Source organism: Flavobacterium pectinovorum (assembly GCF_900142715.1).
Taxonomy (GTDB): domain Bacteria; phylum Bacteroidota; class Bacteroidia; order Flavobacteriales; family Flavobacteriaceae; genus Flavobacterium; species Flavobacterium pectinovorum.
Genome location: NZ_FRBX01000003.1, coordinates 382,256 through 394,403 on the forward strand (window position 1 = coordinate 382,256; position 12,148 = coordinate 394,403).

Annotated in this window: 8 protein-coding genes; 5 read left to right on the plus strand and 3 right to left on the minus strand. The window is 32.6% G+C overall.

The genetic code is table 11. The annotated features are described in order from the left end of the window. Positions 1–126: 126 nt before the first annotated feature. Complete coding sequence (locus BUE22_RS12310) at positions 127–1,188, minus strand: WD40/YVTN/BNR-like repeat-containing protein (RefSeq protein ID WP_042563124.1); 1,062 nt, start codon at positions 1,186–1,188, stop codon at positions 127–129. Positions 1,189–1,309: 121 nt separating this feature from the next. On the opposite strand from BUE22_RS12310, the gene BUE22_RS12315 reads away from it, so the two are divergent. From BUE22_RS12315 to BUE22_RS12325, 3 genes are all read left to right on the plus strand, one after another. Beyond that, entirely contained in the window at positions 1,310–2,596 is a 1,287-nt protein-coding gene (locus tag BUE22_RS12315) for a hypothetical protein (protein ID WP_073395285.1), read from the plus strand. A 131-nt stretch (positions 2,597–2,727) separates the two neighbouring features. Further along, complete coding sequence (locus BUE22_RS12320) at positions 2,728–4,692, plus strand: KUP/HAK/KT family potassium transporter (RefSeq protein WP_042563126.1); 1,965 nt, start codon at positions 2,728–2,730, stop codon at positions 4,690–4,692. A 147-nt stretch (positions 4,693–4,839) separates the two neighbouring features. Continuing rightward, entirely contained in the window at positions 4,840–6,054 is a 1,215-nt protein-coding gene (locus tag BUE22_RS12325) for an RsmB/NOP family class I SAM-dependent RNA methyltransferase (protein ID WP_042563127.1), read from the plus strand. Positions 6,055–6,500: 446 nt separating this feature from the next. Here BUE22_RS12325 and BUE22_RS12330 read toward each other — a convergent pair whose 3' ends face one another. Together BUE22_RS12330 and BUE22_RS12335 are read right to left on the minus strand one after the other, a co-directional pair. After that, the gene (locus tag BUE22_RS12330) at positions 6,501–7,541 is read right to left on the minus strand and encodes an AMP-binding protein (protein ID WP_073395286.1); all 1,041 of its coding nucleotides are present in this window, start codon (positions 7,539–7,541) and stop codon (positions 6,501–6,503) included. 7 nt (positions 7,542–7,548) lie between these two features. After that, positions 7,549–8,481 (minus strand): CPBP family intramembrane glutamic endopeptidase, encoded by a 933-nt coding sequence (locus BUE22_RS12335; RefSeq protein WP_073395287.1) that lies wholly within the window; start codon positions 8,479–8,481, stop codon positions 7,549–7,551. A 159-nt stretch (positions 8,482–8,640) separates the two neighbouring features. On the opposite strand from BUE22_RS12335, the gene BUE22_RS12340 reads away from it, so the two are divergent. Both BUE22_RS12340 and BUE22_RS12345 read left to right on the plus strand, forming a co-directional pair. Next, a complete protein-coding gene (locus BUE22_RS12340) occupies positions 8,641–8,985 on the plus strand; it encodes an arsenate reductase family protein (RefSeq protein ID WP_073395288.1) in 345 nt (114 codons plus the stop codon). A gap of 95 nt (positions 8,986–9,080) precedes the next feature. Further along, positions 9,081–11,534 carry a TonB-dependent receptor gene (locus BUE22_RS12345; RefSeq protein ID WP_073395289.1) on the plus strand — a complete coding sequence of 818 codons (2,454 nt, stop codon included), beginning with the start codon at positions 9,081–9,083 and terminating at the stop codon, positions 11,532–11,534. Positions 11,535–12,148 lie beyond the last annotated feature (614 nt).

Consider the following 12,148-nt stretch of genomic DNA (forward strand, 5'->3'; position numbering starts at 1 on the left):
ATATGATTAGGTTAGAAAACGCAAAGTTCGCAAAGCTTTCTATTTAATTAGCTTTGCGAACTTTGTGTTTTCTAAACATATGCTTAAATAAATCTTAGCGCACTTTGCGGTAAAATATAACAATTATTATTTAAATCGAAGACGGATTACTTTATTAAAACCTGCAGCAATAGCTGTATTTCTATTGACAAAACGAATCGTAAACAGAGAGGAATCAGTAGATAACTGCATCCAGTTTTCGCCTCCATTTTGAGAGTATTGTATCCCTTCTGAACCAACACATATAATTTCTTTTCCATTTCCGCCCGGAACGTATTGTATACAAGAAGCGTATCCAAATCCCATATCCTGGCCTATTAATGTCCATGTCATTCCGCCATCAGCAGTAAAAGCTTTATTATTTGATTTTTTGTTTGGAAGATCATAATCTCCTCCGGCAATAAATCCGTGTTTAGAATCATAAAAATCGGCTGTAAAAATACCCGTCATTGCCTTTCCCTGTACGATTGGAGTTTCAATAACTTTCCATGTTTTTGCTTTATCGGCAGAGTAAAAAACACGTGCTTTTTTTCCTCCGGAAACCAGCCATGTATCATTTCCATTAATTACAATATTCGTGTTGCTTGCTGCAAAAGCCGCCTCTCCTTGCGAGTTTGTTGGCAATTTATCTGATAATAATTTTGTCCATGTTTCACCTCCGTCGCGGGTCACAATTATAGAAAATGTATCTTCTGTTGGATCTCCAATTGCAATACCTTCTTTATCATTCCAAAATTGCATACTATCGTAAAAAACTTTCTGATTGATTTCTTTATAAACTAATTTTACTTTTTGTGTTTTTTTAGAAACCTGGTAAAGCAAAGCAGGATTTGCAACACTTAATAAATATATATTTTGTGAAGTTTGTGCGATACTTCTAAACTCTAATTTTAAAGTGTCACGATAAATATGTTCTTCAAATTTTTCGTTTTTATCTAAATCATAATAGCCAAAGCGAGAATAATCTCCTCCGTACCACACTTTATTTTTATCAATTAATATTGCTCTAATACTAATTTTATCCTTAAATAAAGTATCTATTTGTACTGAAGTAAAACCACCGAACAAAGCTTTTTTCTCATTGAAGTTCAGCGTTTTAAAAGACACCATCAAAACAAATAGAGTGCAAAATAAAAGTACTTTTTTCATATAGATTAGATTTTTTTTATTGCTAAAATACAATTATTTATAACATTTAAAAGAGGTTTGATATTTTTTTCTGGCACAGTAATTGGATATCCAACAATATTAAACTTAATATGATTTTATCATGAAAACGAAACTACTTTTAATAGCGATAATAGCAATAGGTTTTGGATCTTGTAAAGCACAAAGCCAAACTACTGTATATGCAAAAAATTCAGATATAAGTGATAACCTAGATCTTAGAGCTGTTGCCTCGATGTTTGGGGACTCAGACAATCTTCAGGATTTTGAAAGAAGACTGAACGATCCTAAATATCAAATTTCAAACCTTGACTTAAATGGTGATGACCAGGTTGATTATTTACGTGTAATAGAATCTGTAGAAGACAGAACTCACGTTGTAATTATTCAGGCTGTACTTGATCGTGATGTGTATCAGGACATTGCAACTATAGATATTGAAAGAGACAATTCTAATAAAGTTGTTGTTCAGGTTGTGGGTAACAGTTATTTATATGGAGATAATTATATTTACGAGCCTGTTTATAGTGTAGCACCAGTAATTTACACTTCATTTTGGGTAACGAATTACAGACCATATTATTCAACTTGGGGTTGGAATGTTTATCCAACATATTATTCTGCCTGGAGACCTTACCCTATTTACAGATATAGAAACAACGTTAATGTTTGTATCAACGTAAACAACCATTACAACTATGTAAACACACGTAGAAGTTACAGAGCTCCTGTTATCTATCAAACAAGACGTAGTTATGGTTATGAAACAATGCGCCCTAATTACGGTTTCTCTCAAAGACATTCAAATGTAAACAACCGTTATGAGTTAGATCAAAGACGTGTTGCAAGCAGAGAAGCAAACAGAGGTTCTAATACATATAACACAAACAGATCTAATTCTAATAGAGTTTCTGGTTCTGATAACAGAACAACAACAAACAGAAATTACACAGAAAACAGAACTAATACAAACAGAAGTTACAATTCTGAAAGAGGTAATGCAAGTAGAAATAATTCGGCTACGCCAAATAATTCTGCAAGAGTTGATAATAATACACAAAGAACTGAATCAAGAGGATATTCAAGCGAAAACAGATCAAATACAAACAGAACTTCTACAGCTTCACAACAAACACAGCCTACAAGAAGTTATTCTGAAAACAGATCAAACACAAGCAGACCAGCCTCTGTGCCTCAACAGACACAGCCAACCAGAAACTATTCTGAAAGCAGCAGATCAAGTTCTAATAATAACTCATCAAGAGCACAAAGCTCTCAAAATACGCAACGTTCTGAATCTCCAAGAGCAAGTCAGGAATCAAGAAGCAGCCAACCGCAAAGAGGAGAAAGCGGATCTAACTCATCAAGAGGTGGCGGAAGAAGAGGTTAATAAATTCTTATTTCTTAATAAAAAATTAAAGCACAATTTGACGATTGTGCTTTTTTTTATCTTTTTAATTTTAATTACCGCTAATTTGTTTTAAAACAGTAAATTTGCAACCGTCTTTTATAAAAATATACATGAGCGCAGCACATAAAAACTTACACAGTAAGTTGTCTATTGGGGGTTTATTAATCACACTAGGAATTATTTATGGAGATATTGGTACTTCTCCATTGTATGTAATGAAAGCCATCCTTGGCGAGCATGCTATTACTGCGGATATCGTTTTAGGAGGTATTTCATGTGTTTTTTGGACATTAACATTACAGACTACTATAAAATACGTCCTTATTACCTTAAGCGCTGACAATCATGGCGAAGGTGGTATTTTTGCTTTATATGCATTAGTCAAAAAAACAAAAATTCAGTGGCTTATTGTTCCTGCAATTATTGGTGGTAGCGCCTTGCTGGCAGACGGAATTATTACACCGCCCATCTCAGTATCATCTGCTATAGAAGGAATAAAAACATACTATCCTGAAATAAATACTATTCCAATCGTTATCGGAATTTTATTTGTTTTATTTACAATTCAACAATTTGGAACTAAACTAGTTGGTAAATTTTTCGCACCAATGATGTTAATTTGGTTTACCATGTTGGGAACTTTAGGAGTTATTCAAATTGCGCAACATGTCGAAGTTATAAAAGCCATTAACCCGTATTATGCTTATCATTTACTGCAAGTACACCCAGAAGGATTTTTCGTTCTTGGGCTAGTATTTTTATGTACAACCGGAGCCGAAGCTTTGTACTCAGACATGGGACACTGCGGAAGAAAAAACATTAGAATAAGCTGGATTTTTGTAAAACTAACTTTAGTATTAAACTACTTTGGTCAGGCAGCTTATTTAATTCACCATGAAGGTCAAACTTTACAGACTTTGGGTGGAGAAAACGGAAATCCATTTTACTTAATCATGCCGGACTGGTTTCAGCCTGTAGGGATTATTATAGCAACTTTGGCAGCTGTAATTGCGTCTCAAGCTTTAATTAGCGGATCGTTTACTTTGATTAACGAGGCGATGCGATTGAATTTCTGGCCTAAAGTAAAAATCAAATATCCTACTGAAGTAAAAGGACAATTGTATATTCCGTCGATTAACTGGTTATTGTTTTTTGGTTGTGTGGGAATCGTTCTTCACTTCGAAAAATCTAGTAATATGGAGCATGCCTACGGTTTAGCGATCGTGTTATGTATGATCATGACTACTATTTTGCTGAACTATTACTTAATCATGAAAAGAATAAAATTATATTTCATGGTTCCGTTAATCACTATTTATTTATTGATCGAATTTAGCTTTTTAATTGCCAATGTTACCAAATTTGCCGAAGGTGGTTATGTAACTTTAATTATCGCTGCAGTTTTAATTTCGATTATGACCATTTGGTATCTGGCTAAGAAAATCAATAAAAACTACACCAAAATCGTTAAGATTGACGATTACAAAAAAGTATTAGTTGAGTTAAGCAAAGATTTATCGATACCAAAATATGCTACGCATTTAGTTTACATGACCAATGCCAATCGTGTTGACGAATTAGAGCAAAAAGTAATGTATTCTATATTACAAAAACGTCCTAAAAGAGCTGATATTTATTGGTTTGTTCATGTAAATATCCTAACAGAACCATACAAAACACAATACAAAGTAACCGAAATTGCAAAAGACGATATTTACAGAGTCGATTTTAATTTAGGTTTTAGAGAGCCAACAAAAATCAATTTGATGTTTCGTGAAGTGATCAGAGATATGGTGAAAAATGGCGAAGTAGATATTACAAGTCGTTACGAATCATTAAATAAAAACAATATTATTGGTGACTTTAAATTTGTATTGTCTGAGAAGTTTTTATCAAACGACAATGATTTAAGATGGCACGAGAATATTATCATGAACTCTTATTTCTTCATCAAAAAATTAAGTTTGTCTGAAGAAAGAGCTTTCGGTTTAGATAGTAGTTCTGTAAAAATAGAGAAATTCCCAATGGTGCTTCATGCTCCGGAAAATATTGGATTAACGAGAATTATAAAATAAAAGTTATTCCAAAATAAATTCAGAAAACACTCTTTTAAGCTTTATTAGAGTGTTTTTTTTCTTTTTAATAAAAGTTGAAACCACAATTAGAATTAAAAATTTAACTTTCAATCAATTAATAGTACCTTTGCAACTCAAATAATAAAAATGAGATTACACAGAAATTTAGTTTATACTACCATCGATTCTTTAAATGCAATTTTCAATGAAGGAGAATATGCAGACAAAGTGGTAGCAAGAGCCTTAAAAAAAGACAAACGTTGGGGAAGTTCTGACAGGAAGTTTGTTGCTGAAACGATATACGAAATTGTTCGTTGGAAAAGATTATATGCTGAAATTGCCGAAGTTAAAGAACCATTTGACAGAGACAATTTATGGAGAATGTTTGCTGTTTGGGCTGTTTTAAGAGGATATCCAATTCCGGATTGGAAACAATTAGAAGGAACACCTGAAAGAAAAATAAAAGGACGTTTTGACGAACTTTCAAAAGTTAGAGCATTCAAAGAATCTATTCCGGACTGGATGGATGAATTGGGTGTAAAAGAATTAGGCGAAAAAGTTTGGTCTAAAGAAATTGCTGCTCAAAACCAGCCTGCAAAAGTTATTTTAAGAACAAATACACTTAAAGGAACAAAAGAAAACCTGAGAAACACGTTGATGGATTTAAATATTGAAACAGAATATTTAAAAGATCAGCCGGAAGCTTTAGTTTTAAAAGAAAGAGCCAATGTATTTTTAACAGACGCTTTTAAACAAGGTCTTTTTGAGGTTCAGGATGCCAACTCACAATTAGTGGCTGGTTTTCTGGATGTAAAACCCGGAATGCGTGTTGTAGATACTTGCGCCGGAGCTGGTGGAAAAACATTACATATTGCGTCTTTGATGGAAAACAAAGGACAATTGATTGCAATGGATTTGTACGAAAGTAAATTGAAACAATTGAAATTAAGAGCTAAAAGAAATGGTGCTTTTAATATTGAATATCGCATTATCGATACTACAAAAGTGATCAAAAAACTACACGAAAAAGCAGATCGTGTTTTAATTGATGCGCCTTGTAGCGGTTTAGGAGTGTTAAAAAGAAATCCTGATGCAAAATGGAAATTACAGCCTGAATTTATTGACAACATTCGTAAAGTTCAGTCTGAAGTTTTAGAAAGCTATTCTAAAATTGTAAAACCAGGCGGAAAATTAGTTTATGCAACATGTTCTGTTTTACCATCTGAAAATCAGGAGCAAGTTGAAAAATTCCTGAAAACTGAAATAGGAAAACAATTTAATTTTATAAAAGACCGTAAAATTTTGGCCTCAGAATCTGGGTTTGATGGTTTTTATATGGCACTTTTGGAACGTAAGGAATAAATTAAATTCCAAATAAGATTAAATTCCAATAAAAAAATCCCAAATTCCAACCGTAAAATTGGAATTTGGGATTTTTGTTTGCTTTTATTTTTTTGATTTATCGTTTAGAATGTTTAGTCCCTACGGGCAATGTCGTTAAGTTAAGCTTTTTAAAAAATAAAATTATTGCAAATCAAATCTGTTTTTATCCGCGTTTTTACGAAGTAAATCTGTTTTATCCGCGTCAAAATTAGACCCTGATTTACTGATTCGCTAAAGCGAAAACGCTGATAAAAACGGATTTTTCTAATTACTTTCTTGATTAAATTGTTAGGTAATTTTATAGACTTACTCTTAACTTAACGACATTGCCCGTAGGGACTACACTTCATTATAAAAATTTTCAAATAAAAAATCCCAAACCCCAATTTTACGGTTGGAATTTGGAATTTTTATTTATTGGAATTTCACACTAAACTCGGTTTACGCAACAATTTTCCGTTTTCATTTTCTTTGAATTTCGGAACAAAAACAATTTCTTTTGGTTTTTCATATTTGTCCAGAACATCAAAAAAATCAGTTGCAAAATCTTGTTTTTCACCTTCGATAACCAAAATTAATTTTTCACCCAAAACAGTATCCGGGATTCCGGTAACAAAAAATCTGGAATTAATTTTATCAATCAGCTTTGCTTCTATTTGCTCTGGAATCAGTTTTACTCCTCCGCTATTGACAACATTATCAATTCTTCCTAAAAAAATAAACTGATCTTCCCTTATTATTTCTACCAAATCGTTAGTTACTATTGGCTCTTCAGAAATAGTATCAACAGTAATAACAAGACAGCCTCGATCATCCTGAACAATTTTTACATTTGGCAAAACGGTAAAAACATTTTCTCCTACCCTTCTTGCAGCGATATGGGTAATGGTTTCCGTCATGCCGTAAGTCTCATAAACTTCTGTTTTTAACGGTAAAACTTTTTCCTCAAGAGATGAATCCATCTTGGCTCCGCCAACAATCAGTTTTTTAACATTTTGCAAAGCTTCAATTGAATTTTGAACTTGTAAAGGTACCATTGCAACAAAATCGTATTTAGTTGTATTTAAAGCTAATGGATGTGTGCTTGGGTCAACAATATCTAAATCAAGACCTAAAATAAAACTGCGAACCAGCATCATTTTACCGGCAATAAATTTTACAGGCAAACAAAGTAAAGCTTTATCACGAGGTTCTAATTCGAAAAAATCTCCGGTAGCCAATGCAGATTGAATCATGGCTTGTTTTTGCAGTTTTACCACTTTTGGCAATCCTGTTGTTCCCGAAGTTCTCATTTCGATATAATCTTTATCGTCGAACCAATCCAATAAAAACTCTCCTATAGCTCTATCATTTGCATCGCCTTCTTTTATATAATCATAACCCACGCGACGCAATTCATCTGCAGTTAAATGATATCCGTTTATCTTAAAATAATTGTGAACATTTTTATGTGTTAACTGTAACATATATTATTTAATTTGATGATTCTACTACGTTTATTTTTCCAGTTAATTTTTCTTTCCAGTTACTCCAATTGTATTTTTTAGTAAAAATTAAAAGCAATATAGGATAAACCACTACCACAGGCAGAATAACATCCAGACCCGCAGATGGTTCTGATAAATCTATAAAAACAGAATGTGTTTGAAAAACCGTCCAATCCGAAGTAACCAATAAAGCACCTACCAAATTATTAGCAGCATGAAAACCTAAAGACAATTCCATTCCTTCATCCATAAGGGTAATTACTCCTAAAAACAGACCTGTACCGATGTAATAAATCATAATAATGTAACCCATTTTTGTTACTTCAGGATTAAAAACATGCATAGATCCAAAAATTAATGAAGTCATCAATAGTGGAAACCATTTATTTAAAGACAAATTAGCAAATCCCTGCATTAAATATCCTCTAAAAACATATTCCTCTGTACTGGTTTGTATCGGAATTAAAATAGAACCAACAGCTACCAAAATTAAAAACGGAACTAATTTAAAATTCCATACAAAATTTTCAGGAGCTCTGAAATAAATTATAAAAAAGCTAATTATTGAAAAAACCGCCCATAAAAAGAAGGAAAAGAAAACCCTTCCCCAATCTATTTTTTGACGTGATGTTGTAATTGATAAAAGAGTTTGATTGTGCAGATATTTCACAACAAAATAAATTCCGGCAAAGGCAAAAGCAAAAGATATCATCACCAAAAATAAAGTCAGATTAGGTTCAAACATTTTCATTACTTCAGCATTATCCGTAGGAAAAACAGCTTTATCTTTAAAACTTTTATACAGAACTGCGACAGAAAAAGGAATTTGACCAACAAATGATGCTGTAATAATAATGACTGATCCAATAAGGTATTTCCAAAATTTATTTTCGGGCTTAATTCCTTGTTCTAAAAACATATATTAAAAATTTAAAAAATGAGAAATAATATCTTTTAAAGTTATGATATATTTATTGCTTTTAAAAGATATATGATAAATAAGTAAATCTTACTTTTGGTGTAGCTAAAATACCTAAATTTTACTTTAACTGCCTTACAACATATTAAAATTAACAAAATGATACAAATTTATCATAATCCCCGTTGTGGAAAATCAAGAACTTGTCTTGCATTTATTGATCAGTCAAATCAGGAATATGAAATTATTCCGTACTTAACAGAAACGCCTTCTTTTGACGAATTAAAATCTTTATTACAAAAATTAGATCTTCAACCTATTCAATTAGTGAGAACTAAAGAAAAAATATGGATCGAAAATTATAAAGGAAAAACGATGAATGATGATGAAATTATTCAGTCTATGATTGACAATCCTATTTTAATTGAGCGCCCAATTGTTGTAAAAGACGGAAAAGCCATTATAGGAAGAGATCCTGATTTGGTTGCTGCCTTTTTAGATTGATTATAAAGAAGCGCATTAACATTTTTTTGTGATTTCTCTCTTTAAACCAAAAGCTACATTTGCGGTCTAAAAAGAAAAAGAAACCAGAAAAAACAATGAAACAAATCAAATTTGCTGTATTACTTGTATTGCTTTTTACAAGTTTTTACAATTATGCGCAACAACCACCTGCAGGAAGAAACAAGGTAAAAGTTACCGGAAAAGTTTTCGAAAAAGTGAGTAAACAACCACTTGAATATGCAACAATTTCGATAATGGCACCTAACGACACCAAAGTTATTGCCGGAGGAATAACGAACCCAAAAGGTGAATTTGAAGTTGCTGTTGCACCAGGAACTTACGACATAAAAATTGAGTTTATTTCTTTTAAATCAACCGAAATTAAACAAAAAAGCATTGAGGATGATACTAACTTAGGTGTAGTAAACCTGTCTGAAGATGCAGCCCAATTGAATGAAGTTGTAGTTCGTGCCGAAAAATCGACAGTAGAAATAAAACTTGATAAAAAAGTATACAACGTTGGTCAGGATATGATCGTTAAGGGCGGAACTGTAAGTGATGTTCTTGATAACGTTCCTTCGGTTTCTGTTGATACAGAAGGAAATGTAAGCTTAAGAGGAAGCGATAATATCCGTATTTTAATTGACGGAAGACCATCAAATGCTATTAATGTTGCCGAAGCTTTACGTCAGCTTCCGGCAGATGCTATTGACAAAGTAGAAGTTATTACAAATCCATCTGCCCGTTATGATGCAGAAGGCGGTTCGGGTTTGATCAATATTATTTTGAAAAAAGGAAAAAATCAAGGTTTCAACGGAACTTTTATTGCTTCGACAGGACTTCCTGAAACGTATGGCTTAAGCGCCAATTTAAACTATAAAACAGAAAAATTAAACTACTTTACCACTGGAGGTTACAACTACAGAACAAACGAAGGTGGCGGAAAAACTAATTCTGAATATTTTAACGAAGACGGTACAACTAAAAGTTATTTAGACGAAGATCGTGATACCAAAAGAACCAGAGACGGATTTAACGGAAGAGCGGGTGTTGAATGGACATTAACACCAACTACTTTTTGGACAAACGCCATTAACTACCAAAAAAATACCGGAGAAGATGTAGATGTAATCAACTACAATAATTACGATGCTGCTCGTGCTTTTACCGGAGCTTCATCTCGATTAAACAATGCCGATACCGGAAGTGAAAACGTAGAGTTTACTTCTAATTTAATCAAAAACTTCAACGACAAAGGTCATAAACTTACTGCTGATTTATCTATTTCAAGAAATACAGATGACAGCAACAGTATTATTACCGCATCGCCAAATTTCAATACGACTTTAAATGATCAGGTTCAAAAACAAGTTTTATTACAGGCCGATTACGTTTTGCCATTAGGTAAAGGAGGTCAGTTTGAAGCCGGATATAAAGGAAGTTTTGGCGACCTGAACAACCAATATGTAATAACAGACGATCTAAATCAACCAGATCCAAATTTATCAAATACATTGGAATATAAAGAAAACATCAATGCACTTTATACCCAATATGGTTTCAAGGTAAACAAATTTTCTTATTTATTTGGTTTGCGCTGGGAAGACACTAATATCCAGGTTAACTTATTAGACAATAACGATTTTAACACTAAAAAATACAACAACTTATTTCCAAGTGCGTTTATTAGCTACGAAATCTCAGATCAAAGTAATTTTACAGCAAGTTACAGCAAGCGTTTATCAAGACCAAGAGGACGTTTTATGAACCCTGCAACAAATTACTCAAGTAACATTAATATTTTTCAGGGAAATCCAGATTTAGACCCATCATTAACAGACAAATACGATATCGGCTTCATCAAGCGTTGGGACAAGGTAACTTTTAATACTTCGGCTTATTTTGAAGATACAAAAGACGTTTTCAGTTTTGTGAGATCTCCTACGGGCGAATTAGTAAATGGAATTCCTGTTATTTTAAGCAAACCTATTAACTTAGGTCAGGAGCAAAAATTTGGTTTTGAATTTACTTTCAATTACACACCTTTTAAATGGTGGAAAGTAAACAGTAACTTCAACTTTTACAATGTAAAAACAACGGGAGAAAACAGCTATGTAGATGTTGTAACCGGAGAAACAGTAGTACAAAACCTTGACAACCAAGCAAATTCATGGTTTGCAAGAATTAATTCTAAAGTTACTTTGCCATACAAAATTGATTGGCAATTAACAGGAATGTACAATGGAGAGCAAAAAACTGCACAAGGTAAAAACTTAGGTCAGTTGGGTATCAATACTGCTTTTAGTAAAGATGTATTAAAAGACAAAGCTACAATTGCTTTCAATATTAGTGATATTTTCAACTCAAGAATCATGAAATCATATACTTATCTTGAAAATCAAACATCATACAGCGAAATGCAATTCCGTAAACGTCAATTCAACTTATCGTTTACCTATCGTTTTAACAAAGCTAAAAACGAAAGAGATAAAAATGCAGCACCTAAAAATGATGGCGGCGGCGAAGGCAGCGGAGAATTTCCGGGATAACATCAGTTAAATTCCAAATTTTTTAAATTCCAAATTCCAACTTTAGAACCTAATCATCAGGTTTGTAAAATTGGAATTTGGAATTTTTTTGTTGGATTTAAATCCTTTGTTGGAATTTAAAAAATTGGAATTTATTTTTTTAAGCATAAAAAAAGGACTCGTAAAACGGGTCCTTTTTTATTGAAATCAATTTAAAATTAAATTGATTGTTCTTGTCTTTTCTTTGCTCTTTTCTCTTTGAACATTTCCCAGCTAGCTCCCGTAACCCAATAAGATACGAAACCAACTAAGAAAAACATCAACCAAAACCCTATAGTTAGTATGGTCAAGAAAAGTAAAAAACCTAAGTACTGTGAAAATTCAAACATGTTTTCCGGAATTTTTGAATGTAATGACAAATGTAAGTTTTATATTTTTCCTTAGCAATAAAATCCAAATCAATTTTCGTAAAATCACAATTATCCGTATATTTAAACTCATTTTAAATAAGGATTTTTCACGATTATTATTTAACTATCTAAACAAGAAGAATATGAGTGTTTTCAGGAGCTGTTTCCTGCTGTCCACTATATCTTTTGTGGCGAACCCCACCACAAAAGGATGCCGTTCCCATC

Coding starts and splice junctions, on each gene's coding strand:
- BUE22_RS12310 (WP_042563124.1), bottom strand. CDS start 1,188: ATGAAAAAAGTACTTTTATTTTGCACTCTATTTGTTTTGATGGTGTCT.
- BUE22_RS12315 (WP_073395285.1), top strand. CDS start 1,310: ATGAAAACGAAACTACTTTTAATAGCGATAATAGCAATAGGTTTTGGA.
- BUE22_RS12320 (WP_042563126.1), top strand. CDS start 2,728: ATGAGCGCAGCACATAAAAACTTACACAGTAAGTTGTCTATTGGGGGT.
- BUE22_RS12325 (WP_042563127.1), top strand. CDS start 4,840: ATGAGATTACACAGAAATTTAGTTTATACTACCATCGATTCTTTAAAT.
- BUE22_RS12330 (WP_073395286.1), bottom strand. CDS start 7,541: ATGTTACAGTTAACACATAAAAATGTTCACAATTATTTTAAGATAAAC.
- BUE22_RS12335 (WP_073395287.1), bottom strand. CDS start 8,481: ATGTTTTTAGAACAAGGAATTAAGCCCGAAAATAAATTTTGGAAATAC.
- BUE22_RS12340 (WP_073395288.1), top strand. CDS start 8,641: ATGATACAAATTTATCATAATCCCCGTTGTGGAAAATCAAGAACTTGT.
- BUE22_RS12345 (WP_073395289.1), top strand. CDS start 9,081: ATGAAACAAATCAAATTTGCTGTATTACTTGTATTGCTTTTTACAAGT.